Annotated in this window: 29 protein-coding genes and 1 pseudogene; 19 read left to right on the top strand and 11 right to left on the bottom strand. The window is 71.2% G+C overall.

Annotation, left to right across the window (positions count from 1 at the left end):
- Positions 1–44: 44 nt before the first annotated feature.
- Positions 45–677, top strand: coding sequence for a LysE family translocator (locus CI089_RS07105; RefSeq protein ID WP_094260833.1), 633 nt, complete (start codon positions 45–47; stop codon positions 675–677).
- Between the two features lie 118 nt (positions 678–795).
- Here CI089_RS07105 and CI089_RS07100 read toward each other — a convergent pair whose 3' ends face one another.
- Positions 796–1125 (bottom strand): HNH endonuclease signature motif containing protein, encoded by a 330-nt coding sequence (locus CI089_RS07100; protein ID WP_373441583.1) that lies wholly within the window; start codon positions 1123–1125, stop codon positions 796–798.
- A 1228-nt stretch (positions 1126–2353) separates the two neighbouring features.
- Entirely contained in the window at positions 2354–3094 is a 741-nt protein-coding gene (locus CI089_RS07090) for a GNAT family N-acetyltransferase (RefSeq protein ID WP_094260831.1), read from the bottom strand.
- A 183-nt stretch (positions 3095–3277) separates the two neighbouring features.
- Here CI089_RS07090 and CI089_RS07085 point away from each other — a divergent pair, with 183 nt between their 5' ends.
- Positions 3278–3994, top strand: coding sequence for a Pr6Pr family membrane protein (locus CI089_RS07085; RefSeq protein WP_256977614.1), 717 nt, complete (start codon positions 3278–3280; stop codon positions 3992–3994).
- Here CI089_RS07085 and map read toward each other — a convergent pair.
- A complete protein-coding gene (map, locus tag CI089_RS07080; protein WP_094260830.1) occupies positions 3978–4748 on the bottom strand; it encodes a type I methionyl aminopeptidase in 771 nt (256 codons plus the stop codon). The genes CI089_RS07085 and map overlap by 17 nt on opposite strands.
- A gap of 58 nt (positions 4749–4806) precedes the next feature.
- On the opposite strand from map, the gene CI089_RS07075 reads away from it, so the two are divergent.
- Positions 4807–5073: a helix-turn-helix transcriptional regulator gene (locus CI089_RS07075; RefSeq protein ID WP_094261289.1), complete on the top strand. Its 267-nt coding sequence runs from the start codon at positions 4807–4809 to the stop codon at positions 5071–5073.
- 67 nt (positions 5074–5140) lie between these two features.
- On the opposite strand, the gene CI089_RS07070 is transcribed toward CI089_RS07075, so the two are convergent.
- Positions 5141–5632, bottom strand: coding sequence for an FBP domain-containing protein (locus CI089_RS07070; RefSeq protein WP_094260829.1), 492 nt, complete (start codon positions 5630–5632; stop codon positions 5141–5143).
- Positions 5633–5954: 322 nt separating this feature from the next.
- Between CI089_RS07070 and CI089_RS07065 the strand changes: the two genes are divergently transcribed.
- Together CI089_RS07065 and CI089_RS07060 are read left to right on the top strand one after the other, a co-directional pair.
- Positions 5955–6638 carry a hypothetical protein gene (locus CI089_RS07065; protein ID WP_094260828.1) on the top strand — a complete coding sequence of 228 codons (684 nt, stop codon included), beginning with the start codon at positions 5955–5957 and terminating at the stop codon, positions 6636–6638.
- 81 nt (positions 6639–6719) lie between these two features.
- Entirely contained in the window at positions 6720–7412 is a 693-nt protein-coding gene (locus tag CI089_RS07060) for a phosphatase PAP2 family protein (RefSeq protein WP_179223262.1), read from the top strand.
- Here the strand turns inward: CI089_RS07060 and CI089_RS07055 are convergent.
- Complete coding sequence (locus CI089_RS07055; protein WP_094261288.1) at positions 7357–7803, bottom strand: hypothetical protein; 447 nt, start codon at positions 7801–7803, stop codon at positions 7357–7359. The genes CI089_RS07060 and CI089_RS07055 overlap by 56 nt on opposite strands.
- A gap of 159 nt (positions 7804–7962) precedes the next feature.
- On the opposite strand from CI089_RS07055, the gene CI089_RS07050 reads away from it, so the two are divergent.
- The gene (locus CI089_RS07050; RefSeq protein ID WP_094260826.1) at positions 7963–8631 is read left to right on the top strand and encodes a peptidylprolyl isomerase; all 669 of its coding nucleotides are present in this window, start codon (positions 7963–7965) and stop codon (positions 8629–8631) included.
- Positions 8632–8789: 158 nt separating this feature from the next.
- Positions 8790–9662, top strand: coding sequence for a helix-turn-helix transcriptional regulator (locus CI089_RS07045; RefSeq protein ID WP_094260825.1), 873 nt, complete (start codon positions 8790–8792; stop codon positions 9660–9662).
- Between the two features lie 50 nt (positions 9663–9712).
- On the opposite strand, the gene CI089_RS07040 is transcribed toward CI089_RS07045, so the two are convergent.
- Positions 9713–10921, bottom strand: a complete 1209-nt coding sequence (locus CI089_RS07040; protein WP_094260824.1) for an MFS transporter — start codon at positions 10919–10921, stop codon at positions 9713–9715.
- A gap of 274 nt (positions 10922–11195) precedes the next feature.
- On the opposite strand from CI089_RS07040, the gene CI089_RS07035 reads away from it, so the two are divergent.
- From CI089_RS07035 to CI089_RS07000, 8 genes and pseudogenes are all read left to right on the top strand, one after another.
- Positions 11196–12182 (top strand): methionine ABC transporter ATP-binding protein, encoded by a 987-nt coding sequence (locus CI089_RS07035; RefSeq protein WP_094260823.1) that lies wholly within the window; start codon positions 11196–11198, stop codon positions 12180–12182.
- Positions 12183–12232: 50 nt separating this feature from the next.
- Positions 12233–12751: pseudogene (locus CI089_RS07030) on the top strand (methionine ABC transporter permease); the annotation flags it as partial.
- Positions 12752–12953: 202 nt separating this feature from the next.
- A complete protein-coding gene (locus CI089_RS07025; protein ID WP_094260822.1) occupies positions 12954–13796 on the top strand; it encodes a MetQ/NlpA family ABC transporter substrate-binding protein in 843 nt (280 codons plus the stop codon).
- A 160-nt stretch (positions 13797–13956) separates the two neighbouring features.
- Positions 13957–15390, top strand: a complete 1434-nt coding sequence (gene argG / locus CI089_RS07020) for an argininosuccinate synthase (protein WP_023953341.1) — start codon at positions 13957–13959, stop codon at positions 15388–15390.
- Positions 15391–15452: 62 nt separating this feature from the next.
- Positions 15453–16091 (top strand): TetR/AcrR family transcriptional regulator, encoded by a 639-nt coding sequence (locus CI089_RS07015; protein WP_094260821.1) that lies wholly within the window; start codon positions 15453–15455, stop codon positions 16089–16091.
- Positions 16091–16756: a hypothetical protein gene (locus tag CI089_RS07010; protein ID WP_094260820.1), complete on the top strand. Its 666-nt coding sequence runs from the start codon at positions 16091–16093 to the stop codon at positions 16754–16756. Before CI089_RS07015 ends, CI089_RS07010 begins: the two co-directional genes overlap by 1 nt.
- On the top strand, positions 16753–18696 hold the full coding sequence (locus CI089_RS07005) for a YhgE/Pip domain-containing protein (protein ID WP_094260819.1): 1944 nt from the start codon (positions 16753–16755) through the stop codon (positions 18694–18696). The genes CI089_RS07010 and CI089_RS07005 overlap by 4 nt, the downstream gene beginning before the upstream one ends.
- A 61-nt stretch (positions 18697–18757) precedes the next feature.
- Positions 18758–19423 carry an HAD family hydrolase gene (locus CI089_RS07000; RefSeq protein WP_179223261.1) on the top strand — a complete coding sequence of 222 codons (666 nt, stop codon included), beginning with the start codon at positions 18758–18760 and terminating at the stop codon, positions 19421–19423.
- A gap of 10 nt (positions 19424–19433) precedes the next feature.
- Here the strand turns inward: CI089_RS07000 and CI089_RS06995 are convergent, their stop codons facing one another.
- Positions 19434–20582: a mandelate racemase/muconate lactonizing enzyme family protein gene (locus tag CI089_RS06995; RefSeq protein ID WP_094260817.1), complete on the bottom strand. Its 1149-nt coding sequence runs from the start codon at positions 20580–20582 to the stop codon at positions 19434–19436.
- A 110-nt stretch (positions 20583–20692) separates the two neighbouring features.
- On the opposite strand from CI089_RS06995, the gene CI089_RS06990 reads away from it, so the two are divergent.
- Both CI089_RS06990 and CI089_RS06985 read left to right on the top strand, forming a co-directional pair.
- Entirely contained in the window at positions 20693–21361 is a 669-nt protein-coding gene (locus CI089_RS06990; RefSeq protein ID WP_179223260.1) for a GntR family transcriptional regulator, read from the top strand.
- Between the two features lie 136 nt (positions 21362–21497).
- Entirely contained in the window at positions 21498–22511 is a 1014-nt protein-coding gene (locus CI089_RS06985) for a glycoside hydrolase family 6 protein (protein WP_179223259.1), read from the top strand.
- Positions 22512–22526: 15 nt separating this feature from the next.
- On the opposite strand, the gene CI089_RS06980 is transcribed toward CI089_RS06985, so the two are convergent.
- On the bottom strand, positions 22527–23825 hold the full coding sequence (locus CI089_RS06980; RefSeq protein ID WP_179223258.1) for a PP2C family protein-serine/threonine phosphatase: 1299 nt from the start codon (positions 23823–23825) through the stop codon (positions 22527–22529).
- Positions 23826–23934: 109 nt separating this feature from the next.
- Between CI089_RS06980 and CI089_RS06975 the strand changes: the two genes are divergently transcribed.
- Both CI089_RS06975 and CI089_RS06970 read left to right on the top strand, forming a co-directional pair.
- The gene (locus tag CI089_RS06975) at positions 23935–24474 is read left to right on the top strand and encodes a hypothetical protein (protein ID WP_094260814.1); all 540 of its coding nucleotides are present in this window, start codon (positions 23935–23937) and stop codon (positions 24472–24474) included.
- A 7-nt stretch (positions 24475–24481) separates the two neighbouring features.
- A complete protein-coding gene (locus CI089_RS06970; RefSeq protein ID WP_094260813.1) occupies positions 24482–25066 on the top strand; it encodes a TetR/AcrR family transcriptional regulator in 585 nt (194 codons plus the stop codon).
- Positions 25067–25080: 14 nt separating this feature from the next.
- On the opposite strand, the gene mnhG is transcribed toward CI089_RS06970, so the two are convergent.
- From mnhG to CI089_RS06955, 3 genes are read right to left on the bottom strand one after another with little or no spacing between them, the layout of a single operon-like run.
- Complete coding sequence (mnhG, locus tag CI089_RS06965) at positions 25081–25431, bottom strand: monovalent cation/H(+) antiporter subunit G (RefSeq protein ID WP_094260812.1); 351 nt, start codon at positions 25429–25431, stop codon at positions 25081–25083.
- A complete protein-coding gene (locus tag CI089_RS06960) occupies positions 25428–25700 on the bottom strand; it encodes a monovalent cation/H+ antiporter complex subunit F (RefSeq protein WP_094260811.1) in 273 nt (90 codons plus the stop codon). The genes mnhG and CI089_RS06960 overlap by 4 nt, the downstream gene beginning before the upstream one ends.
- The gene (locus CI089_RS06955) at positions 25697–26260 is read right to left on the bottom strand and encodes a Na+/H+ antiporter subunit E (RefSeq protein WP_052007652.1); all 564 of its coding nucleotides are present in this window, start codon (positions 26258–26260) and stop codon (positions 25697–25699) included. The genes CI089_RS06960 and CI089_RS06955 overlap by 4 nt, the downstream gene beginning before the upstream one ends.

Raw genomic sequence — 26260 nt, 5'->3', positions numbered from 1 at the left:
CATGGCGTAATACAGGCGACTCCTCGGGCCGATAGCGTTCGTTCGTGATCCCGTTCGAGAACCTGCTGGCGTTCCTCCTCGCGGCTGTCGTCATCATCGTGATCCCAGGCCCCGGTGTGCTGTTCGTCATCGGCCGATCGATCGCCCTCGGGCGTCGCGCCGGCGTGCTGAGCGTGCTCGGAAACGCGCTCGGGAACGTCCCTGCCCTGCTCGCGGTGGCGTTCGGGATCGGCGCGATCGTCGCGTCGTCGGTCGTCGCTTTCACGGCCATCAAGATCGTCGGCGCCGCGTATCTCGTGTGGCTCGGGGTGCAGGCGATCCGCCACCGTCACGCGCACGTGCGCACGCCGTCGAATGTGCGTACGTCGCCGATGCGCCTGCTTGCTCAGGGATTCGTCGTCGGTGTGACGAACCCGAAGACGATCGCGTTCTTCGTGGCTGCTCTCCCGCAGTTCGTCGCCCCCGGCGCTGGTCCGATCTGGATGCAGCTCCTCGCGCTCGGCCTGATCTTCCAGGTGCTCGCCGTGGTGAGCGACAGCCTGTGGGCGCTCGCGGCGGGAACGGCGCGCGCGTGGTTCGCCACCTCACCGCGCCGCATGTCGACGCTCGCGAGCGCGGGAGGCGTGATGATGATCGGGCTGGGCGGAACACTCGCGTTCGCCGGCGCGAAGAGCTGACGACCCAGCGAGGGCTCGCTCGTACGGGCTGGGGTGGCGCGCCCGTGCGGCTGCACGCACGCAGGGATATCACCCCGCATGCTGCGGGGCGGTCCCGGATCGACTGGCGCGGCTGGCGTCAGAAGGGCGGCAGTTGTCCCGAGGGTGGCGCGCCGGATGCGGCATCCGGCGGCGGGTTCGCGGTGTCGACGGTGAAGCACACCGCCGGTATGGGGACGTCTTCGCGGTAGACCCGTCCCAGGGGTGAGGTCCATTCGAGGACCCCGCCGCCGACCTGCCTGACCTCCCACTTGGTGAACTGCTTCATCGAGTGGTGCCGTTGGCAGAGGTGGGCGAGGTTGAAGATGTGGGTGTGCCCGCCGAGGGCGTGATCGATCGTGTGGTCGAGTTCGCAGCGGATCGCGGCCCGTCGGCATCCGGGGAACCGGCAGTGCTGATCCCGGGCCATCAGGAGCTTCTTCATCGACGCGGTCGGCCGGTACGTGTCGATCTCAACCGGCGTGCGGNGCCCGCCGGCATCCCGGGAACCGGCAGTGCTGATCCCGGGCGGTGAGGAGTTTCTTCATCGAGGCGGTCGGCCGGTACGTGTCGATCTCAACCGGCGTGCGAGTGACGGGGTCGATGAACAACCGGTCCCACTCGCTGACCTGCCCCGCGAGCTGTCGGACCGTGTCGGCATCGACAAGCCCCGCGCCCACCGCTTCCGCGGGGTTCTCGTCACGCCCCATCAGCGTCTCGGCGGTGACGGCGACCTGCACGCGTGCGCGGATCGCCCCGAGCCCACCAGCCCGGTCGATCCCATACGTCGGGTCAACGACCGGCGCCCCGCCGAGGACGAGGTCACCGAGGATGTCTGCGCGCAGCTGATCCATCGTTCGCGTATCGGCGGGCTCGCATGCGCCTGCGGCATCCGCCCGGGCGTCCTTGACGGACTGTCCCATCTGCGTGAGCCGGTCGAGCATCCCCACCGCGATCACGGTCGGGACCGTCGCGGTGACATCCGACATCCCGTGCGCGCCGTGTGAGACCCGCACGCACCGTCCGGCGGCGGCGTCGCGGTGCCGGTCGGTGAACGTGCGCTCGTGCAGCCGCTCCGCGAGAGCTCGCAGGGCCGGTTTCACCCGGGTGGCGATGTCGCGCTCGCACACCGCGATCGCGGCGACCTCGAACTCGCCCCGCACCTCGTCGGGCAGCCCGGTGCCCGCTGTGACGACCGCGTCGACGTGGTCGCGGGTGATCCGCCGCTCCTCCCACGCCGCGAACACGGTCGGGTAGTCGTCGACGACCGTCAACGCATGGTCGATGTCGGCCTGCAGGCGCCGGTCGGTCCGCCGGGCAAGCCCCGCCGCTTCGGCTGCGACCGACCGCAGCTCCATGTCCGACGCCATCCCACGAACCCCGTCACGGCGCGCCTCGCGAAGCGCCGAACGCCCGAGCTCGGCCAGAGCGCGCACCGACGCGACCTCCGCGTGATGCACCAGCCCGAGCGCCTGGCCGTACGCCGCGATCGCGGGGCCGTGCGGCGAGACCTCGATCTCGTCCGAGCCGCCACCCCTGTTCGCTGACATGTTCCCATTGTGGCAGCCGGGTCAGACATTCACATCGAACAAACGTACGATACACAAAACTCGTCAGACCCCACACCTGGGGAGGAATCGCCGACCGGGAACCGCCGGTCAGGGCACGCGCACGCCCGTGAAGTTCGTCCGCTGCCGAAGCTCGAATCCGAGCTTCTCGTACCCGGCGATCGCGTTCACGTTCGACGCCGCGGCGTGCATCATCGCTCGGCCACCCCGCTGCTGGATGTGGAACGCGACATCCAGCACCAGCCGCGACGCGAGCCCCTGCCGGCGATACGCCTCGTCGGTCGCGACGGCGCTGATCTCGGTCCATTCGCCCGGCTGCAGCCGCTCTCCGGCCATCGCGATCAGCCGGCCGTCGCGCCGGATGCCGATGTACCGGCCGAGCAGATAGGTGCGCGGCCGGAAGGGACCGGGCCGATTGCGCTCGACGAGCGCGAGCATGTCGGCGACATCCGCTTCCCCCAACTCGACCGCCTCGTCGTCCGGTCGCGGGCGGAGGCGGTCCGTCTCGACGAGCTGCACGCCCGCGCCGCCGAACGTCCGGACCCACCCCTCCGGCAGCTCCGGCGCAGAGGGGGCGACGCCCGCGGCGTCCGCACGGTCGGGCGTGCTGATGCTGAACTCGTTGCCCGATCCCACCACTGCCGCGAGCGAGTCCCACACCGCGGGGTCGTCCCACGTGCGCACTCCCACGAAGCCGGCGACGTCGTCGGGATACCGGCGGACGAGGTCGTCGCCGATCGCGAGGTGCGCGTGCGCCCCGGTCAGCGAATGCCACGCGGCGTTGTCGCGGACGTCGGCGTCTCCCAGAACAGGAGGGGTGGTGATGGTCATCGGGTTCGTCCTCTCGCGCGCGCCGCGTGCTGCCTTCGCCGCGGTCGCCGTCGGACCCAACGCGTCGACGCGCCGATCCATGCCCGCGGATGCCGCATCGCGACGCTAGCCGTGACCGGACACGACATCCCGCGCCGCCGCCACATGCGTTCACGTACGGCGGGCGAGCGATAGTGTGCCCACGTGCAGAGCTCGAGGCAGGCGACGGTGTGGTCGCTTCTGCGGCTGGCGATGGCCGTCGTCATCCTCGCCGCCGTCATCACCCAGCTGACCGTGTCACTGACGCGAACCGCCGAGTCCGGCGGCGACGTCGCGACCGTCCTCGCGAACTTCTTCAGCTTCTTCACGATCCTCTCGAACGTCATCGCGGCGGTGGTCCTTGCGACGGCGGGCGTCCGCGCACTGATCGGCCGCGCCGGGCCGGAATCATCACTCGGGCTCTCCGCCGCGCTCACCTGCGCCACGGCGTACATGGTCATCACCGGAGTCGTCTACAACGCGCTCCTGCGCGGGATCACGCTCCCGCAGGGATCCGAGCCGGTGCCGTGGTCGAACGAGGTGCTGCACCTGATCGGCCCGATCTTCCTCGTGCTCGACCTGCTGATCGGCGCCCGGCGCCGCGCCCTTCGCTGGCAGGTCGTATGGGTCGTGGTGGCGTTCCCGCTGCTGTGGGTGGCCTACACGCTCGTCCGAGGCCCGCTCGTCACGAACCCCACGACGGGCGAGCCGTACTGGTACCCCTACCCGTTCCTGAATCCGAACGGCCCTGGCGGATGGGGGTCGGTCGCGGCGTACGTCGTCGTCATCGCGATCGGCTTCGTCGCCGTCGGCTTCGGAGTGGTGTGGGTCACCCGCCGCCGCGCCCGCGTCCTGCCGACGGAGGTCACCGCGGCAGGGTGAGGATCTCGGCCGCTCCGTCGGTGATGGCGATCGTGTGCTCGGTGTGGGCGGTGAGGCATCCGGTCGAACTGCGGAGCGTCCACCCGTCCGCGTCGGTCACGAGCACGTTCGTGTCTTCCATGACCCACGGCTCGATCGCGATGAGCAGCCCCGGCCGCAGGATGTAGCCCCTGCCCGGCCGCCCGGTATTGGGGATGTGCAGGTCGCCGTGCATCACCGTCCCGATGCTGTGCCCGCCGAACTCGGTGTTGATGGAGTATCCGGCACCCGAGAGCACATTGCCGATCGCGCGCGAGATGTCGCCCACCCGGTTGCCCGCGCGTGCGACCTCGATGCCCGCCGCCAGGGCGCGCTCGGTCGCGTCGATGAGAGCCGCCGCCCCCTCCGGGCGCCGATTCCCCACGACGAAGCTGATCGCGGCGTCGGCCGCAAGGCCGCCCTTCGTGACGGCGAGGTCGAGCGTGAGGAGGTCCCCGTCGGCGAGGCGGTAGTCGTGCGGCATCCCGTGCAGCACCGCGTCGTTGACGGCCGTGCAGATGTAGTGCCCGAAGGGTCCACGCCCGAACGACGGCGCATAGTCGACGTAACAGGACGCCGCACCGTTGTCGGCGATGAGCTCGCGCGTCCACTCGTCGATCTCGAGCAGGTTCGTGCCAACCTGCACCCGCGAGCGGAGGTCGCGAAGGATGCCGCCGACGATGGCTCCCGTCTCGCGGGCGCGGTCGACCTCGCGCGGTGTGAAGATCTCGATCATGGTGCGCTCCTCCGGTATAAAAATACCGGTCAAACTATACCGCTACGATGAGCGCATGATGGTTCGTCGCGCGCTCACGCCCGAAGCCGTCGAGCGCGGCCGTCGCCTGGGGGCCCAGCTCCGGCGAGCGCGGGGAGACCGGTCGATCACGGAGGTCGCCGCAGCCGCCGGCGTATCACCCGAGACACTGCGCAAGATCGAGACCGGCCGGCTGGCGACCCCGTCGTTCGCGACCGTCGCCGCCGTCGCCGCGAGCCTCGGCCTGTCGCTCGACGCGCTGGCCGCCGAGGCGCTGCTCACGGACATCGCCTCGACGACGACCTGATCAGCGAGACCGCCGGCGCCCGGCCCCACCTCGCTGAGGAGAAGCCGGACGCCGGGTGCGGGGCGGCTCAGGCGCCGTCGCGCAGATCGCGGAAGAACGCGTCGACGTTGGCCCGCAGCGTCGCGATGCGGCGATCGCGCGCCGCTGCCGCGTCGAACCCGAGGTAGGGCGGCGGGTCGAGGCGCCGGACGTTCCGCGAGCACTCGAACCCCGAGCACAGGAGCGTCCCGACGGTGTTTCCGGCACGACCGGCCTTTCCCGCCCGCTTCGCGGAGAAGAAGACGACCTCGTTGGGGAGGGTGACATCGCAGCACCACGAGCACTGCGGGCGGGTGCGCGTGGCCTGATCTGCCTGACGCAGCTGCAGGCCGACGGCCTCGCCGTCGACCTCGGCGACGATGAACCCGAGCAGCGGAGTCTTGGGGTCGCGCCACCCGTAGTAGTCACGGGTAGACCAGTCGACGTCCCCGAGGTCGGCGGGGACGACGAGCGAATTGCGCTCGCGGAGCGAGACGTTGATGAACGAGGAGCGGATGGCTTTCGCGGTGAGGGCGAACATGGAAAGGGTCCTGTCTGAGTACGCGTTCGCGCACCACCGGCGCGCCGGCGCCCGGAACGGGCTGCGCGTGGACGGTCGTGAGCGGATCATCCCGGAACGACGGAGTCGTCGCCCGGGACCGGGAGAGCGCGTCGCGGACATGGGTCGACGCGACGCGCGCCGGATCAACCGGCGAGGAGGACGAAGGATGCCGCGCCTGTGCCGCCGGCGCTGAGCGCGCCGGAGACCCCCTCACGCCCGGAGGGCATCGGCAGACGGACGGTACTCACACGTCCAGGCTACTCCCTGCCCGCCCGGGCGTCACCGGCGATAGCATCCACCCGTGACGACGAACGATCGGGGACGGCGCCTCGTCGAACGAGCCGGGGCCCGCCTGGAGGAGCATCATCCGTCGTTCGTGACCTCGCACCCCACGGCCCTCGGCCTGCTGTGGATGATGGCGGTGGTCCTCCTGCTCATCGTCTGCGACCTCCTGGGCGGCCCGCACTGGCTGCGCGCGACCCTGACCCTCACCGCAGCGCTGCCCCCGCTCGTGGCGACGCTCATCGTCCTGTCGCAGACGCCGAGGTCGCACCTGGAATACGAACCGTCGATCCTGACCCACTTCTTCGCGCGGTTCCTCGCGCTCTTCAGCGCCTTCGTGTTCTGGCTGGGCTCGGTCGTGATCGGCGGCGCGATCGCCGTGCAGCTCGCCGACGAGAGCGGCACGAACATCGAGACGGCCTGGATCGCCGCCGGCGACCTCTTCGCCCGCATCGTGCCGCCGGTCACCGTGCTGCTGTACTGCGTGCTGATCATCCGCTACGCGAGCTACCTCGTGCGACTGCGCGGCTGGTCGGCCGTGCCCACGCGCCACCGGATCCCGGAGCATTTCCTGGCGGAGGCGCCGCGGACCCGTCAGATCGTGATTGGCCTCGCCCATCCGGGCCTCCTGCTCGCCTCGGGCCTGTTGTCGACGCTCGTCGCGATCGCGCTCACGCTGCGTGCGGAGGCGCTGCTCTCCTGAGGCGGAAATACACCGCGCGGACGATGCGACTCAGCCTGCGAGCGGATGCCGCGCAGCGGCGCGCTTCCTACCGTTGCTGGAGTGAGCACCGCCATCCCTCGATCGTCGATACTCCCCCTGTCCGCTGTCGCCGCCATCGCAGCCGCAGCGTTGCTCATCCCGTGGTGGGGCGTGAGCCTCAGCGTCCAGGTCACGCGCCGGGCGATGAACGCGGGACTCGCGCTTCCGGCGACCGCGTACCTGTCGGACGTGTTCCTGTCTCTTCTCGCCGTCGGAACGGTCGTCGCGTTGGCCGTCGCGCTCAGGGGCGCCCCGCGGCACCGCATCCTCTCGATCGCCGCAGCGGGCGGAGTCGTCATCGCGTACGCGACGAGCGAGATGGTCAAGGTGGCTCTGATGCAGGCCCGTCCGTGCACCCGGTGGACTGCGCTGACCGCGTGCGACGCGACGGACTACTCCTTCCCCTCGAACCACTCGGTGCTCGCGATGGGGGCGGTCTGGGTCATCGCGGTCGCGGCGCACCGGGCGTGGGCGACATGGACGGCGGTGGCGGCGGCGCTCCTCGTGCTGTCGGGCCGGCTGTTCGAGGGCGCGCACTACCTGCACGACGTCGCGGCCGGGACTCTGCTCGGTCTCGCCGTGCCCGCGCTGCTGACGGCGATCGCCGTCGCCGCGACGCGAGAACCGCGGCTGGCGCGGGTCTCGCGGGCGTCGGCGGTCAGTCGATCGCTGCGCGAACCAGATCCCGCACGCGACCCTCGACCTCGGGAGTGACCTCGACGATCGCGAACGACGTCGGCCACATCGACCCGTCGTCGAGCGTCGCCGTCTCGTCGAAGTTGAGCGTCGGGTAGCGGGTGTCGAACTTCGACTTGGGCTGCACGAAGATGACGACCTTGCCCGCCCGCGCGTACGCGGGGAACCCGTAGAACGTCTTCGGATCGAGGTCGGATGCCTCCTCCGACACGATCCGGTGGACCATGCGGGCGACCTCGCCGTCGATCCCCTCGAGGGCGTCGATCGCGTCCATGCACGCCTCGAGCTCCTTCGCGAGCTTCGCGGCGCCCTTGAGCCCCTTCGTCGAGCGGAGCTCCTCGGCCCGCTGCTTCATCGCCGCCTTCTCCTCGTCGGAGAACCCGGCACCGCCCGCCGTGCTGTCAGCCATCGCCACCCCTTCCGCGGCCCGCGGCGCGGGCGTCACGGTCCGATCGTGCCACTCGCGCCGCGTGCTGACCAGATCCGGCATCCGGGCGTCCGTCATGAAGACCGAACGACGTCGAGAGGCCTGCCCGTGAGGCGGCATCCGAGACCGTAGGCTCGGACCATGCGCGCTCGTCTCGGTTCCGCCCTCCTCGTCCTGTCGGCTCTCGCTCTCGCCGGATGCGCATCGTCGCCGACGCCGGCCGAGCCTGACACGATGCCGACGGCGGAGACCGTCCCGGAGGGCTCGTGCGCCTACGTCGAGGCCGCCGGCGGTGTGCGCGATGTGACCCCGCCGCCCGCTGAGGCCGAGGTGTCGGGGCAGGTCTCGGCCGTCCTGCAGACGTCGGCGGGCGACATCCCGATGACCCTCGACGCCGACCGCACGCCGTGCACGGTGGGCAGCTTCGTCTCGCTCGCCGAGCAGGGCTACTACAACGATTCGCCGTGCCACCGCCTCACGACCTCGGGCATCTTCGTGCTCCAGTGCGGCGACCCGTCGGGCACCGGACGCGGCGGGCCGGGTTACAACTACGCCGACGAGCTCGACGGCAGCGAGACCTACCCGGCCGGAACGGTCGCGATGGCCAACGCCGGCCCGAACACCAACGGCTCGCAGTTCTTCCTCGTGTACGAGGACACCCCGCTGCCCGCGAAGTACACCGTCTTCGGCGCGCTCGACGAAGCGGGCCTCGCCGTCGTGCGCGAGGTCGCCGCCGCCGGCGCCGAGGGCGGCGCGCCCGACGGCGCTCCCGCGACCCCCGTGACGATCACCGGCGTCTCGCTGGGCTGAGCCCGGCGGCGCCGGCCTGCCCCGCGAAAACGCACGCTCTCGGCGAGCACGCACGGTGCAGGGTGCGTGCTCGCGGCGGAGGTACGTTCTCGCGCACGCACGCACGCACGCGGCGGCGGCGGCGGAATGAGCCCGCTCGGCGCGGCGTTGGGGACAGCGTGATCGCGCTCGAACAGGCTTTGGCATCCCTCGAGATTCGTCCGGGCACGGCCTACGGGGCACGTCTCGACCCGGGCGGATCGCTGCAGCTCGGCACGGGCGACGCGACGCTGGTCTACGTGCTGACCGGCGAGATCACCGGCGATCCGGCATCCGGCACCAGCTGCACGGTCGCCGGGCCGTCCGGCGAGGCGGCGACCCCGACCGGCGCACGCACGCTCCTCGCCGGCGACGCCTTCTTGAGCCTCGGATGCCGCCCGACCTCGCTGACGTCGCAGTCGGGCGCGGAGCTGACGGTCGTCCCCGCCGACGTCTCCCTCGCCGCCGTGACCCCGCTGCCGCCGTTCGTCTTCGTCGACGGTTTCGTCGAGATCGAGCCCGCGGCTGCCGCGCTCGTCAGCCACCTCGGCACCGGTACCCCCTTGGGGCGATCCGGAGACGCGGTCATCTGCCAGATGATGATCAAGACCGTGTTGCTGGCGGCCATCCGTGCGTGGGCAGCGCCGGCCCGCGGCGCCTCCGCCTGGCCCGCGCCGGCCGTCGACCCCTTCCTCAGCCGCGCCGCGGAGGCCGTCGCCGCCGAGCCCGGTCGCGACTGGACCATCGACCAGCTGGCGAGCCTGAGCGCCATGTCGCGGACGGTGTTCGCCGCGCGCTTCCGACGCGCGTACGGCCGTTCGCCCGCGAGCTACGTCACCGAGATCCGGATGAAGCATGCCAAGGGCATGCTCGAGTCGGGCGCCTCGGTGTCGGAGACCTCGCGCGCGCTGGGCTACGGCTCCGACGAGGGCTTCAGCCGGGCGTTCCGCCGCTACACCGGGATGCCGCCGTCGCTGTGGCGCGCGCGGGCGGCGGCGCCGTCGCTGCATTGACGCATCGACGACAGCGCCGCCACCCGCGGTGTCAGCGGCCGACCGTTCCGTCAGGCGCGCGGCATCCGGTCGGCCTCGTGCGTCCGCACGACCCACCCGAACAGCGCCGCGCCGACAGCGAGCAGCGTGAGGGCGACGATGTCGATCGCGACGACGCCGACGAGATCGACCAGCAGCCCGCCGAATCCGGCCGCCAGCACGATCGCGAGTTGGAACCCGACGACCGTCAGGCTGCCACCGGCCTCGAGCCGGTCCGGCATCCGGTGTCCCACCCACGTGTTGACGATGATGAGCCACGACGCGAAGAAGAAGCCCCAGGCGAACACCGCGAGGACGACGACCGGGATCGACCCCGGCAGCAGCACCAGGAGCGCGAGCGCCGCGGCGATGACGACCGGCGCCGTGACGGCGAGGACGCGGAACGCCCGGTCGACGAGCAGCCCGATGACGAGATTCCCGACGAGCCCTCCCGCCCCGAACACCGCGAGCAGCAGCACGATCGTCTCGGCGCCGACATCCGGGACCCGCTCCAGCGCCAGCCGGATGTAGGTGTACGCCAGGAAGTGCCCGAGCACGACGAGCACGTGGCCGATCATGCCCGCCGCGACGCCGGTGCGCCGGAGCGAGTCGACGAGCAGCCGCAGACTGGATGCCGCCGCCGCCGGCACCGTGGGCAGGGTGAGGCGCACGGCGAGCGCGACGGCCCCGGTCGCCGCTCCGACGACGGCGAACGCGATGCGCCAGTCGAGGATCTCGCTGAGAAGAACACCGAGCGGCACACCGGCCACGGTGGCGAGCGACACGCCTGCCGAGGTGAACATCATCGCCCGGCCGATGCGTTCCGGCCCGGCGAGCCGGGCGGCGACCGTGATCGACATCGACCAGAACGCGCTGATCGAGGCGCCGAGGAAGAAGCGCGCGATGAGGATCGTGATCAGGTGCGGTGAGAGCGCGACGACGATGCTCGAGACGGATGCCGCCGCGGCGGCCCCCACGAGCAGCGCGCGGCGATCGAGGCGCGGGAAGATGAGGCCGATCGTCGGGGCCGCGATGAGTCCGGCGAGCGCGGTGATCGTCACCGTCTGGCCCGCCTGACCGGGTGTCACCCCGAGGCCCGCGGCCATCTCGGTCAGCACGCCGTTGGGGAGGAACTCCGCGGTGACCACGAGGAAGCCCATGAGCATGACGACGATGAGCCCGCCGTATCTCATGGGCGCGGCGTTCTCGTGGGTCAGGGGGACGGATGCAGTCGAGGTCATGCTTCCGATGCTCCCGCCGCGGCCGAACCTGCGCCCGACCGAACGTCCGCGGCATCCGACCGTCCGTCCGCGGCGCGCGGCATCCGCCGAGAACGCACCCTCTCGGCGACAACGCACCGTGCGGGGTACGTGCTCGCGGCGACGGTACGCGCTCGCGCGCGGGCAAGCGAGGGCGACATCTGGGGTAACGGGAATTCGGTGCGGCGGGAGAACACCGGGAAACTCGGGGGTGACGCCGGCGACCCGACGGCGCAGACCTCCGAAAGGCCCGACCGTGATCGCGCTCGAGCACGTATCGAAGACGTACGGCGGATTGACCGCCGTCGACGACGTCTCGCTGCAGATCCCCTCCGGGGAGATCTACGGCATCGTCGGCCAGTCCGGCGCCGGCAAGAGCACGCTCGCCCGCATGGTCAACCTCATCGAGCGTCCGGATACAGGCCGAGTGGTCGTCGACGGGGTGGATCTGACCGCCCTCGACGCGAACAGCCTGCGCGCGGCACGCCGTCGCATCGGCATGGTGTTCCAGCGGTTCAACCTCCTCGGCAGCCGCTCCGTGCGCGGCAACGTCGAACTCGCCCTCGAACTCGACGGCAGCCCCCGGGCCCGGCGGCGCGACCGCGCGCAGGAGATGCTCGACCTCGTCGGCCTCGGCCACCGAGGCGACGCCGCCGTTCACGAGCTGTCGGGCGGGCAGCAGCAGCGCGTCGGCATCGCCCGCGCTCTCGCGAGCGGCCCGAGCGTGCTGCTCTCCGACGAGGCGACGAGCGCCCTCGACCCCGAGACCACGACCTCGATCCTCGACCTCTACCGGCGCATCAACGCCGAGCTCGGACTCACCGTGCTCCTCATCACGCACGAGATGGATGTCGTGAAGTCGACGTGCGACTCGGCGGCGCTCATCGAGCACGGCCGCGTGATCGAGAGCGGTCGCCTGACCGACGTCATCCGCACGCCGGGCTCGCGCCTCACGTCGCAGCTCTTCCCGCTGGGGCCGATCCCCGCGGGAGCAGACCCGAGCGCGACGGTCATCGACATCACGTTCGCCGGCGGCACGGCCGACCGTCCCGTCATCGCGCGGATCGCCCGCGACCACGACGTCGACGTCTCGCTGCTCGGCGCCCTCGTCGAGCAGATCGCCGGCACGCAGGCCGGCCGCACCCGCCTCGAAGTGCCCGCGGTCGCGGCATCCGCCGTCATCGCCGACCTGCGCGGCCAGGGTCTCATCGTCGACGTCCTGCAGGGAGGGGATGCCGCGTGAACGAGCAACTGCTCAATCTGCTGCTGGTCGCCACCGGCCAGACGCTCTACATGGTGGGCGTCGCGCTGCTGGCGACGATCGTCATCGGCCTGCCGCTCGGCGTCGTGCTCGTCGGCACCGAGCAGGGGCGCTTTCTCGCGACCCCGTTCGGCTCGCGCCGCGTCGGCCTCGTCATCAACCGCGTGCTCGACTTCATCGTCAACCTCGGCCGGTCGGTGCCGTTCATCATCCTGATGGTCGCGTTGATCCCCTTCACCCGGCTCATCGTCGGCACCTTCATCGGGCCGACCGCGGCCATCGTGCCCCTGTCGGTCGTCGCGATCCCGTTCTTCGCCCGCATGGTCGAGATCGCGATCAAGGAAGTGGATGACGGACTGCTCGAGGTCGCCGCATCGCTCGGGGCGAGCCGCTGGCAGCTCGTGACGAAGGTGCTGCTGCCCGAGGCCGCGCCCGCGATGCTGCTCGGCCTCTCGACGACCGTCACCTCGATCATCAACTTCTCGGCGATGGTGGGCACCGTCGCCGGCGGCGGCCTCGGCGACGTCGCGATCCGCTACGGCTACCAGCAGTACAGCTGGATCCACATCGTCAGCGTCATCGTCGTGATCTTCGCGATCGTCATGGTGCTGCAGGGCCTCGCGAGCTGGGGTGCCCGGCGCCTCGCCCGCCGCTCGCCCCGTGTCCGCACCGCCGCCCCGAGCGCACNCCCCCCCCCCCCCCGCACCGCACCGCACCGCACCGCCCGCACCGTCATCCCGAGAGGAACCCTCCATGTCCCGCACGGCCCGCACCGCTCGCACCCCGCTCCTCATCGCCGCCGTCGCATCGGCAGCCCTCCTGCTCGCCGGATGCGCCGGCTCGCCGGCATCCGAGTCGGGCGGCGCCGACGGCGACGGCCTCGGCACGCTCAAGGTCGGCGCGCTGCAGACGCCCGCCGGCGACATCCTCGACCACATCGCCGAGAACGGCGCGGCCGAACTCGGGCTGACGATCGAGTTCGTGCCCTTCACCGACTACAACACCCCCAACACGGCGCTCGTCGACGGCTCGATCGACGCGAACCTGTTCCAGAACTCGACCTTCCTCGAGAACTTCAACACCAACACCGGGTCGGACCTCATCAGCGTCGGCGAGGCCTACCTGCCCTCCGCCGCGTTCTACTCGAGCAAGGTCGACAGCCTCGACGACCTGAAGGACGGTGCGACGATCGCCATCCCGAACGACCCGACGAACGAGGGCCGCGCACTCAAGCTGCTCGCGCAGGAGGGCCTGATCGAGGTCTCCGACGACGTCGCCGACCTCACCGGGATCACCGACAACCCGCGCGACTTCCGGTTCCAGGAGATCGAGAACGCGACGCTGCCCCAGGCCGTGCCCGACGTCGACGCCGCCTTCGTGACGATCAGCTTCGCGCTGCCCGCGGGCCTCACAGCCGACCAGGCGATCCTCACCGAGGGCGAGGGCAGCCCGTACTACAACGTGCTCGCGACGCGTCCCGACCTGAAGGACGACCCCCGCATCGTCGCGCTCTACGATCTGCTGACCTCGTCGGAGGTCGCCGACTTCGAGAACGAGACCTGGGGCGGCCTCGTCGTCCCCGTCACGAAGGGCTGACCGCCTGCGGCAACTCCTCAGATCCGGCCGCCCGCTCCCCCTTCCCGGCCCAACCCCGGCCGATCCCGCCGGATCTGAGGAGTTGGCGCACGCCTGCCCTCCCCTCACCCCGCCCGGGGCCCGCACAACGGCCGCGCCCCCGCTCAGTAGGATTGTCCCCATGTCGAAGGTCCTCCAGTCCCTGCCCGTCGGCGAACGCGTCGGCATCGCCTTCTCGGGGGGTCTCGACACCTCCGTCGCGGTCGCGTGGATGCGCGACAAGGGCGCCGTCCCCTTCACCTACACCGGCGACCTCGGCCAGTACGACGAGGACGACATCGCCTCGATTCCCGGCCGCGCGCTGCAGTACGGCGCCGAGGGCTCGCGCCTGATCGACTGCAAGCCGATGATGGTCGAGGAGGGCCTCGTCGCCCTGTCGTGCGGTGCCTTCCACATCCGCTCGGCCGGCCGCACCTACTTCAACACCACGCCGATCGGCCGTGCCGTCACCGGCACGATGCTCGTGCGCGCCATGAAGGAGGACGGCGTCGACATCTGGGGCGACGGCTCCACCTACAAGGGCAACGACATCGAGCGGTTCTACCGCTACGGCCTGCTCGCCAACCCCGCACTGCGCATCTACAAGCCGTGGCTCGACGCCGACTTCGTCACCGAGCTGGGCGGCCGCACCGAGATGAGCGAGTGGCTCGTCGCGCACGGGTTCCCGTACCGCGACTCGGTCGAGAAGGCCTACTCGACCGACGCCAACATCTGGGGCGCGACCCACGAGGCGAAGACCCTCGAGCACCTCGACGTCTCGCTCGAGATCGTCGAGCCGATCATGGGCGTGCGCTTCTGGGATCCGGCGGTCGAGATCGAGACCGAGGACGTCTCGGTCACGTTCGAGGCGGGCCGTCCCGTCGCCGTCAACGGCGTCGAGTACTCCGACATCGTGCAGCTCGTCATGGAGGCGAACGCGATCGGCGGCCGCCACGGTCTGGGCATGAGCGACCAGATCGAGAACCGCATCATCGAGGCCAAGAGCCGCGGCATCTACGAGGCCCCGGGCATGGCGCTGCTCTTCATCGCGTACGAGCGCCTCGTCAACGGCATCCTGAACGAGGACACCCTCGCGACCTACCACGAGCAGGGTCGCCGCCTCGGCCGCCTGATGTACGAGGGCCGCTGGCTCGAGCCGCAGTCGTTCATGCTGCGCGAGTCGATCCAGCGCTGGGTGGGCTCCGCCATCAGCGGCACCGTGACGCTGCGCCTGCGCCGCGGCGAGGACTACACCATTCTCAACACCGAGAGCCGCAACCTGTCGTACTCGCCCGAGAAGCTCTCGATGGAGCGCGTCGGCGACTCGGCCTTCGGTCCCACCGACCGCATCGGCCAGCTCACCATGCGCAACCTCGACATCGCCGACTCGCGCTCGCGCCTCGAGCACTACGCCGGCATCGGCCTCATCGGCGGCCCGACGGCCGAGCTCGTCGGCGACCTCGAGCGCGGCGGTGCGGCCGAGATCACCGGCAACGTCGAGCCGACCGACCAGGACCTCGCCGAGCGAGTGGATGCCGCGGGCGAGTCCGCGTCGTTCGACTTCGGCGCCGACTGACCCGCAGCACGCGCGCACTCTTATAACTTGCACATGCATGTGCAGGTTCGTATCATCGACGGGTGACCGACACCGTCTCCCCCCGTCGTCCGCGGAAGGATGCCGCCGCCAATCGCGCCGGCCTGCTCTCCGCCGCTGCGCGCACGCTCGCGCTCGACCCGAGTGCTTCCGTCGACGCGATCGCCCGCGCCGCCGGGCTCAGCCGCCGTGCGCTCTACGGCCACTTCGACGACCGTGACGCCCTCGTGCGCGAGCTCGTGGCGTCGGGGGCGCAGCGGTTCAACGCCATCGCCACCGACCCCGGGCTGCGGCTCGACACCGAGCCCGTCCCCGTCGCCCTCGCCCGGTTGACGGGCCGGCTCTGGGGCGAGGCTTCGCACGTGCAGGTCGCCGCGGCCGTCGCCCTCGACGAGCGGCACGTCGAAGACTCCGCCGCGGCCCTCGCCCCGCTCCGCCGAGCGCTGATGGCGCTCGTGCGCCGCGGTCAGGACGAGGGCACGCTCCGCACGGATGTCGCGGCGCCGACTCTCGCGCGCCTCATCGAGGAGACCGCCCGAACGGTCATCGTGCGCCTCGACGCCTCGTCGCCCGAGGCGCGTTCGCTCGTCGTCCGAGCGGTGCTGTCGATCGCGGGTCTCTCGTGGCGCGATGCCGCCACCCTCATCGACGCACACGCCGACGTGGTCGGAACGGGCTCCTGATGCGCGTCGAACTGCGCGAGGTCGCGAAGGGCCGCAAGGATCTCGCGCTGCCGCCCACGAGCCTGTCGTTCCGCACCGGTCGCGCCACCCTCGCGATCGCCGAGACCGAGCAGCGACCGACCGTCCTGGGCCTCATCGCGAGCGGACGGATGCGGCCCGACGGCGGCACCGTCCTGCTCGACGGCGCCCGGGCGGCGCGCACCCTGCGACACAAGACCGCGTTGATCGACGCTCCCGACGTCAGCGACCCGCCACCGAACATCTCCACGGTCGGCGTGGTGAGCGAGGAGCTGATGTTCGCGGGCCGCCTCGCCGACCCGATCTCCGCGCGACGGTGGCTCGACGAGCACGACCTGCGCTCGTACTCGCGGGTTCCCATCGGGGACGTGCCCGCGACGGACCGCATCCGGATGCTGCTCGAGCTCGCGGTCCTGCGCCCGGGCGTCGAGGGCATCGTGCTCGTCTCCCCCGACCGCCACGGCGGCGATCCCCACGCCTGGTGGACGCTCGCGCGCGAGTTCGCCGGGCGCGGACTCGCGGTGCTCGTCATCGCCGGCGAGGCCGCCGCGACGCTCCTCACTGAAACCGACCCCCTCGCGCCGCATCGACGCCTGGTGCCCAGCGGCATCCGGCTACGCGGCACCCGTCCGAAGGCCTCCCGATGAAGATCCCCGCCTTGATCAGCGCCGAGCTGCGACGGCTGACGGCCACCCGGATGTCGGTGGTGGCCCTGATCGCGCTCATGCTCGTTCCCGTCCTCTACGGCGGCCTGTACCTCTGGGCCAACCAGGACCCGTACGGCAAGTTCGCCGACATCCCGGTGGCCCTGGTCGACCTCGACGCTGGTGCGCCCGCGAGCGACGGCAACGGCACCGTCAACTACGGGTCCGAGGTGACCGACAAGCTCGTCGAGGGCCGCGCCTTCGGCTGGAAGGACATGAACGCGACGGAGGCTCAGGAGGCTCTGCGCACCGGCCAGGTCGACTTCTCGGTCACCATCCCCGAAGACTTCTCGCGCGCCCTGACGAGCGCGGCCGGCGACGCGCCCCAGCAGGCGACGCTGCTCCTCGCGACCAACGACGCGAACAACTACCTCGCTTCATCGATCGGCTCGCAGGCGGTCGAACGCATCCGCTCGTCGGTCGCCGAGCTCGTCGGCCGCGAGGCCGCGTCGCGGCTGCTCACCGGCATCGCCGACATCCGCGTCCAGCTGCAGAACGCCACCGACGGCGCGAACCAGCTCGTCGACGGTGCGGGTCAGGCCCTCGACGGCGCGAACCAGCTCGCCGACGGCACCGGGCGGCTCTCGAGCGGCGCCGTGCAGCTGCGCGACGGCGCGAACCAGCTCGCCGGCGGCGCGTCGCAGCTCGCCGACGGCACCCGCACCCTGGCTCAGGGCTCGTCCGATCTGGCGTCGGGCGCGGCCCAGGTCTCCGACGGCACGGCCGAGCTGGCCGGCTACGCCGACCGCGTTCGCGCGGCCGTCGACGATGCAGCGGGCCAGCTCCCGCAGGTGCGCACGGACATCGCCGCCCTGCTCGCCGACGGGGGACTCGACCAGGCGCAGATCGCGGAGGTCCTCGCCCGCCTCGATCCGATCGGCGAGCGCCTGCAGTCGGGCGCGACGCGCGTCGACGAGGCGACGGGTCAGATCGACCGTCTCGCCGCGGGGGCGGCCCAGGTCAGCTCGGGGGCCGCTCAACTCGCGAGCGGCGCCGCACAGGCCGCCGACGGTGCGGCATCCGTGTCGTCGGGGGCCGGCCGGCTCGCGTCGGCGACGGACGAGGCGGCGACCGGCGCCGCTCAGCTCGACGAGGGCGCGCGTCAGCTCGCGTCGGGGCTCGGAACCCTCGACGGCGGGCTCGTCACCCTGCGCGATGGGCTGAGCTCGGGCGTGGCCCAGCTGCCCGATTCGACTCCCGAGCTGCGCGATCAGCAGGCGCAGACGATCGCCGACCCGGTGGCGGTCGACTCCGGGAACCTCGCGAAGGCCGGCGATTACGGCGCGGGCCTCGCGCCGTTCTTCGCCGCCCTGGCCGGATGGATCGGCATCTACGCCCTGTTCCTCATCGTCAAGCCCGTCTCCCGCCGCGCGGTCACCGCGCTGCGCTCGCCCCTGCGCGTGACCCTCGCCGGCTGGCTCACTCCCGCGATGCTCGGCGGGATCGGCATGATCGTCCTCTTCGGGGTGCTGTCGATCGCGCTCGGGTTCAACTTCTCGAGCCCCGTCGGCACGCTCGGGATGCTGATCACGGCGTCGTTCACGTACGCCGCGATCATCCTCGCGCTCAACGTGTGGCTGGGATCGGTCGGTCAGTTCATCGGCCTCGTGCTGATGGTCCTCCAGCTCGTCACGGCGGGCGGGACCTTCCCCTGGCAGACCCTGCCGGCACCGCTCGCCGCCCTGCACCATGTTCTGCCGATGGGTTACGTCGTCGACGGCATGCGGCAGTGGATGTATGGGGGCGACCTCAGCCGGGTCAGTCTCGATCTCGCGGTGCTCTTCGCGTGGATGGCCGGCGCGCTCGTGCTCGCCGCGATCGGCGTGGCCCGGATGACGCACGGTCGCACGCTGCGCGACCTGCAGCCGAGCCTCATCGGCTGACTCACCCCGGGCCCATCCCGCTAGAATGTCGACAATCGACACGCGAGCGAGGAGTGGCGGAATGGTGGACGTGAACGCCGACGGAACACGTGACCCGATGACCCCGGAGCGGACCCGCGTCGACAACGTCGGCACTGCCGTGATCGATCTCGTCCGACGGCAGGACATCGACGCGGTGCTCTTCGACTGCGACGGCACCCTCGTCGACTCGGAGCCCATCGGCCACCGCATCTGGGGCGCTCTCGCCGACGACCTGGGTGTGGTGGCAGCCCCGGGAGCCGACGCGGAGGGCCTGAGCTTCGAGCAGCGCCTCGAGACGCTGCGGACCACGAATCCCGCACTTCCCCCGACCGAGGTCGTCTATGCCGAGTACTGGCGGCGCCTGCGGGCGGCGTTCGACGAGAGCCTGCGACCCATCGAGCCGACCTACCACCTCGCCCTCGAACTCGTCCGCGCCGACGTGCCGATCGCGATCGTCAGCAACAGCGCGCAGGAGCGGCTGCAATACACCGTCTCCTGCGCGCTGCCCCTGCTGACGGACGTGCCGCTGGTGGGATGGACGCCACGCGACCGGCCGAAGCCGCATCCCGACCTCTACCGCCGCGCGGCATCCCTCCTCGCGACCCGGGCCGATCGCTGTCTCGCCATCGAGGACAGCGCCGTCGGCGCGCTGGCCGCCTCGCGCGCGGGCATGCGCACGCTGATCCTCGACGCGCCCGCGCACTGACCCTCGGCGCTCACGGGCTCGCGCTCGGCCGAAGCAGATCGGGCCGCGTGCCCCATCGGTCGAGGGCTTCCTGCGAGAGCCGGATGCCGAGCCCCGGCCCCTCGGGCACGGCGAGCATGCCGTCGGCGTCGAGCTCGGGAGGCGTCTCCAGCAGCCCGTCGATGTAAGCCGAGCCCGTGCGGTACTCCACGAGGTCGGTGCCGGCGACAGCGGACACGAGATGCAGATCCGCGCTCAGCCCGATCGCTGTGTTCCACCCGTGCGGGATGAGCTGCACCCCGAACTCCTCGGCCAGCCAAGCGACGCGGCGTGACTCGCTGAGCCCGCCGCTCTTCGTCGTGTCGGGCTGCACGATGTCGAAGGCCCCGGCCCGCAGGCATCTCGCGAAGTCCTGGCGCCGGGTCAGCACCTCGCCGCCGGCGATCGGTACACCGGCTCGGGAACGCAGAGCGGCATACCCCTGGATGTCATCGGGCGCCAATGCCTCCTCGAACCACACGACGTCGTAGTCGGCGAGCATCGCCGAGGTGCGGATCGCCCACGCCGATCGGCCCGACCAGAATCCATCCGACCCACCGGCGTCGACGGCGAGCAGGGCATCGGGTCCGATCGCGTCGCGCGCCGCGGCGACGACATCCTCGTCGTATCGGCTGTCGCGGCGTCCGAACCCGCCCCACCCGATCTTGAACGCGGTGAAACCGTCCGCCGCGATCTCGTGGAGCGTGTCGCGCAGCGGAGCAGGATCCTCGATCAGCAGCGACGCATACGGTCGTACGCGCGACCGGTAGACGCCCCCGAGCAGCATCCCCACCGGAAGTCCCGCCGTCTGCCCCAGGATGTCCCACAGGGCGATGTCGATCCCGCTGATGGCGTGCGCGACCGCGCCCCCTCGCCCCATCCAGAAGGTATGGGCCGCCAGCGTCTGACTCACCCGCTCGGGCTCGCGCGGGTCCGCGCCGATGGCGAGCGGGGTCAGGAGCTCGAGCGCAGCCCCGACGAGGGCCTCGCTCGAGTAGCAGCTGCCGACGCCGATGACGCCCTCGTCGGTGTGCACCGCGATCAAGGTGTGGATGACGTCCTCGGGTCCGTGCTCGTGCGTCCACCCACCCTCCGGGGTCGCACCGCGCAGTCCGCACATCTTGATCTCGGTGATCTTCATCTGATCCGCCTTCCTCACCGCGGAATCCGCAGTGTCGATTGTCGACAAACACCGTAGCGGGCCGTCCCGGGCATTGTCGACAACGGCCGTGGGATTGCTACGGTGACTGAGTGAGTCCCTCCCCGCTTCCGCCGATCTCGCCCGCTTCCCGCCGTCAGCAGGTCGCCGATGTGCTGCGCGAGGCCATCACGTCCGGCGACCTGGAACCCGGCCACAAGCTCACCGAGCTCGAGCTCGCGAGTCAGCTCGGGACCAGTCGCGCGCCCATCCGCGAAGCTCTCCGGCAGCTGGAGCAGGAGGGGCTCGTGGTCTCCTACCCCTACCGCGGCACCGAGGTGCTCGGCGTCTCGCAGGAAGAGATCGAGAACGTCCTCGTTCCCGTCCGCCTCGCCCTCGAGCGCTTCGCGTTCGCGAAGGCGATGGAGGTGTGCACGGATGACGATGCCGAAGCGCTGGCGACCATCATCGAGAGCATGGACGATGCGGCGTCGGCCGGCGACCTGGGCCGGCTCGCCGACGAGGACGCCCGGTTCCACGAGGCCATCGTGAGCCTCTCCGGCCAGCAGCACTGCCTGCAGATCTGGCGGACGATCCAGCCCCGCGTGCGCGCGTACTTCCGGCGCGACGCGTCGTACTACACCGACCCGCACGCCGTGGGCGCGCAGCACCGCACACTGCTCGATGCCCTGCGCGCGGGCGACCAGGACGAGGGCCGGCGCGTCATCAGCGAGCACATCCGCACGCACTTCGGCGACCCCGCGGACTCACTCCGTTCGTGATCCGCCGACCGGCCGCGCGTGCTCGGGCGGAGGCCCGACCTCGCCGACATCATCCGGGCGGAGGTCGCGCGAGGCCGCTGACGAGCGCACGGCATCCCGATAGTCTCGGGGCATCGTTGCCGGAGGGATGTCGATCATGCGAAGCGTTCTGCGGATGTTCTCGGCCATCACGGCGGTGCTCGCTCTCGCGGTGACCGTCGGGATCGCCCACGCCGCGCCGGCGAGCGCCCACGAGCAGACCCGGCGGGGCGCGGGCCCGTCGGCCGCCCTGAGCTCCGGCCCGAACCCACTCGCGCGCGGAGCCGCGCTGCCGACACATTCGGCTGCGGCCCAAGCGGTGTCGGACGCGCGAGCTCAGGGCCGGACGGTCGAGGCCGACGCTTTCGAGGTCATTGCGAGCCGGCCCACCGCGACCTGGCTCGGGGAGTGGTACAGCGACGCCGAGCTCGTACAGGTGCTCCAGACGGAGACCGCGGCGGCGGCCGCGCAGAACAAAGTCGCGACGTTCGTCATGTACGCGATCCCCGCCCGCGACTGCTCCGCCTACTCGCAGGGCGGGCTCCCGGTCGAACGCTACGGCGCGTGGGCACGGCTGATCGCGCAGACACTGCGCGGCACGGCATCCGCCGTCATCGTCGAGCCCGACGCCCTGGCGATGCTCGGCGACTGCGCGGGCCAGGGTCCGCGGGCGACGCTGATCGGCGACGCCGTCCGTGCCCTCACCGCGGCCGGCGTCGCCGCGTACGTCGACGCCGGGAACGCGAACTGGGTGCCGCCCGAGACGATGGCCCAGCGGTTGCGCGACGCGGGGGTGCTCGAGGGCCGGGGCTTCTCCACCAACGTGTCGAACTTCTCGCCGACCGCTGACGAGCAGCGATACGCGGAGCGTCTGCGCGCCCTCCTGGGCGGCACCCCGCGATACGTCATCGACACGTCGCGCAACGGGCGCGGATGGCAGGGAACGTGGTGCAACCCGACCGGGGTGGGCCTCGGGACGCCGCCGAGCGTCGGCACGGACGGCTCCGGGCTCGACGCCCTGCTCTGGATCAAGCGTCCCGGAGAGAGCGACGGAACCTGCAACGGCGGGCCCGCGGCGGGCAGCTGGTACGAGCAGGCCGCGCTCGAGCTGGTGCGCAACCGCGCGTTCTGAGCGTCGACCGCGGCCTCAGGCCGCACCCCAGGTGACCGCGATCACCGTGACGTCGTCCTCCTGCTCGCTCTGCGCGGCACGAGCGGCGAGTTCGCCGACCACCGCGTCGATGTCGTCGCGACCGGTGACGAAGTCGCGGTAGCGGTCGATCGAGTCGAGGGACCCGCCGAAGAGGTCGAGGACGCCGTCGCTGACGCTGATGACGCTGTCACCGGGTCGCAGTGCGACCTCATCGCTGGTCCAGCCGGTGCCGACACCGATGGGGAGCTGTCCCGAACGCAGGAAGACGCTCGTGCCGTCGGCGCTGCGGACGATGGTGAGGCCATGCCCGGCATCGACCCAGCGCAGCATCCCGTCCGGGCTGATCCGCGCGTGGAAGCACGTCGTGAACTGGGTGCCGATCGTGTCGGTGGGACCCGTGTTCAGGCCGACGGCGGCGCGCCGCAGAGCTGCGGCGGGGTCGGCATCGTCGACGTTGCTGCGGATGACGGTGCGTACCGCGGCGGCGATCATCCCGGGGCCGACGCCTTTGCCCATGACGTCGCCGAGAGTGAAGGCCGTGCCGCCGTCGGGCGTGGCGTACCAGTCGTAGAAATCGCCGCCGACCGTCCGGGCCGGCACGCAGATCCCGGCGACGCGGAAGCGCGGCGGGAGGTCCGAGCCGTCGACCGGCTGCAGAGACCGCTGGACGACGGCGGCCTGCGACACCTCGGCCTCGGCCAGACGCCGGTGCCACTGCGACGCCGTGAGCTTCTGCAGCGAGCGGCGCGACAGCTCATTGACGACGGCGCCCGCTGCCGCGTAGACGAGCACGGCGATGATCAGCCGGACGAGCTCGCTCGCGGTGAGCGCCTGCCCCGGCGCCAGCACGAGCGGCAGCAGCAGGGTGACGCAGACGCCGACGAGGGGGACGAGGATGCGCCAGCGCCCGGGCCCGGCGGCGATCCAGATCACCGGGAGCACGACGATCGCGAGGAACACGGATTGCGTGTCGCCCGTGCCGAAGCGCAGCAGGCCGATCGCGACGAAGTCGCCGATCGGGATGATCAGCTCCGCGCGTCGCAGCACCGGCCACCGCGCCATCAGAGCCCCCAGGGCCAGCAGCACGACGGCGAGAGCGGCTCCTTGCCACATCCTCGGCGCGTCTGTCACCGGGAGCCAGGGCACGGCCGCGCTCGCGATGGCCGCTCCGACGACGAAGGCGGCGACGATCGCCTGCCGCGCGAGGTTCTCCCATGATCGGTGTCCCGTCGCCACGACCACGGGCGCCGTCTCCACAGGGGGGACCCGGGTGTCAGGCGGGGCGTGCGTCATGCCTCCAGTCAATACGACTCGGGCCCGCTCCGGGTCGCCGAGTGACATGATTTTGCTAACACGCGCGTGCTAGCATCACGGCATCCCCCTGACTCGAGAGGACTCGTCCATGATTCTGGCCGCCATCATCGCCTGCGAGGTGGGGTTCTGGGTCGCGATCATCGCGGGCCTCATCGCCCGCTACGCCCTCAACCGCCCCCGACTCGGTGCGATGCTGCTCGTCGCAGCGCCGCTGATCGACCTCATCCTGCTGCTGCTCGTCGCGGCGGACCTGCTCGGCGGCGGGACGGCCTCCTGGCACCACGGCCTCGCCGCGCTCTACATCGGCATCTCGGTCGCGTACGGGCACCGGATGATCGCCTGGGCCGACGCCAAGGTCGCCACGCGCTTCCGGGGCGCGGCCCCGCGCCCCGCGCTGTACGGCGCGGCGTATGCCGTCGCCTGCTGGAAGGACGTCCCGCGCACGCTGCTGGCATCGGCGATCGCGGCAGCGATCCTGGGTGGGCTCATCCTCATCGTCGGCGACGCGGACCGCACCTCGGAGCTGCTCGGGTTCTTCCCGATCCTCGGGGTGATCGTGGGAATCGATCTGCTGTGGGCGATCAGCTACTCCGTGTGGCCCAAACGTGCTCCCGTGACTGCGGGATGATGATCGCATGCCCCGCTTGATCGACCACGACCACCGCAACGACGAGATCGCCGCCGCCGCGTTCCGGGTGCTCGCGCGCGACGGGATCGCGGCTCTGTCGGTGCGGCGGGTGGCCGACGAGGCGGGGATCGCCACCGCGTCCCTTCGTCGCGCGTTCCCCACGCAGGATGAGCTGCGCCGGTTCTGCTTCGAGCGACTGCAACAGGACGTCACGGCCCGCCTGCTCGCCGTGACCGGCCAGGGCCGCGAACGCGCGATGCGCTGGATGCTCGAGCTGCTGCCGCTCGACGATTCGCGGCGCACCGAGCTCCTGGTTCAGCTGCAGCTGAACCGGCTCGCGCTCACCGATGACGGCTTGCAGGGCCACGCCCGCGAGCTGCACGACGGCGTCCATCGGGTCTGTGCCGCCGCGCTGCAGGAGCTCGCCGAAGCGGGAGAGCTCGCGCCCGACCTCGACCCGGACCTCGAGACGGAGCGACTGCACGCGCTCCTCGACGGGCTGGCGCTGCACCTCATCTGGACCTCGTCGAACGACACGGCCGTCGACGCCGACGAGGTGCTCACGCGCCACCTCGACTCGCTCGCCGGCTAGCGCGTCGTCGCGCCTCAGTCGCGGGTGTCGCTCGGCGCCGGAGCGTCGGCGAACTCGTCGACGAAGAGCGAGTCGCCGTCGAGCTTCTTGTTGCGGTACGCCTGACGTCCGACCATGTGGGCCGACAGCGGTGCGGTCGCGAGCTGGATCAGGGCCACCGGCACGAGGAAGGCGACGACGGGCCACGAGTGCAGCGAGACGCCGACCGCGATGCAGATCAGGATGAAGCCGAGCACCTGCGGCTTCGTGGCCGCGTGAAGGCGGGTCGGCACGTCGCGGAAACGCAGCAGGCCGATCGCCGCGGTGAGGCACAGCAGCGCCCCGATGAGGACGAGCACGAGGGCGATGACGTCGGTGATGGTCATGATGCGTCCGTGTTGTCCTTCCGCGCGACGAAGCGCGCGATCGAGATCGAACCGAACACGCCGACGGCGGCGACGATCAGCAGCACGGGCAAGGTGCGGGTGTGATGGTTGATCGCCATCTCGGCGCCGAGCGCGCAGATCACGAGCGTCAGGAGCACATCCGAGGCGACGGCGCGGTCGAGGATCGACGGGCCGACGATGATGCGCCACAGCGTGAGCAGCGCCGAGACGGCGAAGACGACCGAGATGGCGACGATGAGCCAGGTCATGAGCGCTCCCTCCGCAGGTCCGACAGCTGGTGCGCCTGCTCCTTCGAGCCGACCGCCCGGACGATGCGCTCCTCCCAGTGCTGGATCTCGCGCCGCTGGTGCTCGAGCTGCTCCTGCGTGCGGATGCCGATGGCGTGCACGTACAGGATGCGGCGGTCGCGGTCGATGTCGATGATCAGCGAGCCGGGGATGAGGGATGCCGTCACCGCGACGTGCGTCATGATCAGGTCGTCATCGGTGCGCAGCGGCACGGCGATGATCGCGGCGCCCGGCTGACGGCGCGGATCGATGACCTGCCAGGCGACCAGCAGCGATCCCTTGACGAGCGAGAGGAGGAACTCGAGGAAGAAGACGACGCCCCACCAGATGTTGACCCGGCCCGACAGCTCGACCGGCGGCAGCCGGAACACGCGCGTCACGAAGAGGGCCACCACGATGCCGGTCAGCGCCGCGAGCACGGTGAACTGACCCCACAGCAGCATCCACAGCGCGACCAGCCAGACGAAGAACGGCAGCTGTCGCCAGAGTGCGGTCGCGGCGTTGCGCTTGGCCTCGCCCAT

This window comes from Microbacterium sp. Yaish 1 (genome assembly GCF_002245215.1).
Taxonomy (GTDB): Bacteria; Actinomycetota; Actinomycetes; order Actinomycetales; family Microbacteriaceae; genus Microbacterium.
The sequence above is the reverse complement of the archived record's forward strand: the minus strand, read 5'-3'. Positions and strand labels throughout refer to the sequence as shown.

Bases quoted from the DNA above. Each gene is read 5' to 3' on its own strand.
- CI089_RS07055 (WP_094261288.1), bottom strand. From the start codon at position 7,803: ATGGCTGACAGCACGGCGGGCGGTGCCGGGTTCTCCGACGAGGAGAAG.
- CI089_RS06955 (WP_052007652.1), bottom strand. From the start codon at position 26,260: ATGGGCGAGGCCAAGCGCAACGCCGCGACCGCACTCTGGCGACAGCTG.
- CI089_RS07050 (WP_094260826.1), top strand. From the start codon at position 7,963: ATGCGCGCTCGTCTCGGTTCCGCCCTCCTCGTCCTGTCGGCTCTCGCT.
- CI089_RS06985 (WP_179223259.1), top strand. From the start codon at position 21,498: ATGCGAAGCGTTCTGCGGATGTTCTCGGCCATCACGGCGGTGCTCGCT.
- CI089_RS06995 (WP_094260817.1), bottom strand. From the start codon at position 20,582: ATGAAGATCACCGAGATCAAGATGTGCGGACTGCGCGGTGCGACCCCG.
- CI089_RS07025 (WP_094260822.1), top strand. From the start codon at position 12,954: ATGTCCCGCACGGCCCGCACCGCTCGCACCCCGCTCCTCATCGCCGCC.
- CI089_RS07000 (WP_179223261.1), top strand. From the start codon at position 18,758: ATGGTGGACGTGAACGCCGACGGAACACGTGACCCGATGACCCCGGAG.
- CI089_RS06980 (WP_179223258.1), bottom strand. From the start codon at position 23,825: ATGACGCACGCCCCGCCTGACACCCGGGTCCCCCCTGTGGAGACGGCG.
- CI089_RS07090 (WP_094260831.1), bottom strand. From the start codon at position 3,094: ATGACCATCACCACCCCTCCTGTTCTGGGAGACGCCGACGTCCGCGAC.
- CI089_RS07100 (WP_373441583.1), bottom strand. From the start codon at position 1,125: ATGGCCCGGGATCAGCACTGCCGGTTCCCCGGATGCCGACGGGCCGCG.
- CI089_RS07010 (WP_094260820.1), top strand. From the start codon at position 16,091: ATGCGCGTCGAACTGCGCGAGGTCGCGAAGGGCCGCAAGGATCTCGCG.
- CI089_RS06975 (WP_094260814.1), top strand. From the start codon at position 23,935: ATGATTCTGGCCGCCATCATCGCCTGCGAGGTGGGGTTCTGGGTCGCG.
- mnhG (WP_094260812.1), bottom strand. From the start codon at position 25,431: ATGACCATCACCGACGTCATCGCCCTCGTGCTCGTCCTCATCGGGGCG.
- CI089_RS07040 (WP_094260824.1), bottom strand. From the start codon at position 10,921: ATGACCTCGACTGCATCCGTCCCCCTGACCCACGAGAACGCCGCGCCC.
- argG (WP_023953341.1), top strand. From the start codon at position 13,957: ATGTCGAAGGTCCTCCAGTCCCTGCCCGTCGGCGAACGCGTCGGCATC.
- CI089_RS06960 (WP_094260811.1), bottom strand. From the start codon at position 25,700: ATGACCTGGCTCATCGTCGCCATCTCGGTCGTCTTCGCCGTCTCGGCG.
- map (WP_094260830.1), bottom strand. From the start codon at position 4,748: ATGATCGAGATCTTCACACCGCGCGAGGTCGACCGCGCCCGCGAGACG.
- CI089_RS07005 (WP_094260819.1), top strand. From the start codon at position 16,753: ATGAAGATCCCCGCCTTGATCAGCGCCGAGCTGCGACGGCTGACGGCC.
- CI089_RS07075 (WP_094261289.1), top strand. From the start codon at position 4,807: ATGGTTCGTCGCGCGCTCACGCCCGAAGCCGTCGAGCGCGGCCGTCGC.
- CI089_RS07070 (WP_094260829.1), bottom strand. From the start codon at position 5,632: ATGTTCGCCCTCACCGCGAAAGCCATCCGCTCCTCGTTCATCAACGTC.
- CI089_RS06970 (WP_094260813.1), top strand. From the start codon at position 24,482: ATGCCCCGCTTGATCGACCACGACCACCGCAACGACGAGATCGCCGCC.